The sequence below is a fragment of the Schumannella sp. 10F1B-5-1 genome, from assembly GCF_006517535.1.
In the GTDB taxonomy this organism is placed as follows: domain Bacteria; phylum Actinomycetota; class Actinomycetes; order Actinomycetales; family Microbacteriaceae; genus Schumannella.
Genome location: NZ_VHQH01000246.1, coordinates 1 through 263 on the forward strand (window position 1 = coordinate 1; position 263 = coordinate 263).

Below are 263 nucleotides of genomic sequence, written 5' to 3' on the forward strand. Positions count from 1 at the left end.
GCGCGGCGGCGGCCTCCGCCGCGATGCGGGCCGCCTCCTTCTCGGCCGCGATCCGGGCCTGTTCGGCCTCCCAGGCGCCGACCGCGTCGCCGACCGCCGCGGTCCCTGCGCGGAGCCGCGCCTGCACGCCCTCGAGCGACACCGCGGACCCGGCGACGTCGCCACCCCACACCGCTGCCCGGACCGCCTCCGCGATCGACTGGTCGGCTGCTCGCACGGCGGTGCCGAGGCCGGATCGGGCGTGCTGATCGAGCACGCGACCG

The 263-nt window shown here is 79.5% G+C and carries 1 protein-coding gene; it reads right to left on the bottom strand.

What is annotated here, in order from left to right:
* Positions 1-263 (bottom strand): hypothetical protein (locus tag FJ658_RS16520; protein ID WP_219995799.1); only part of this gene is annotated, 263 nt, incomplete at both ends.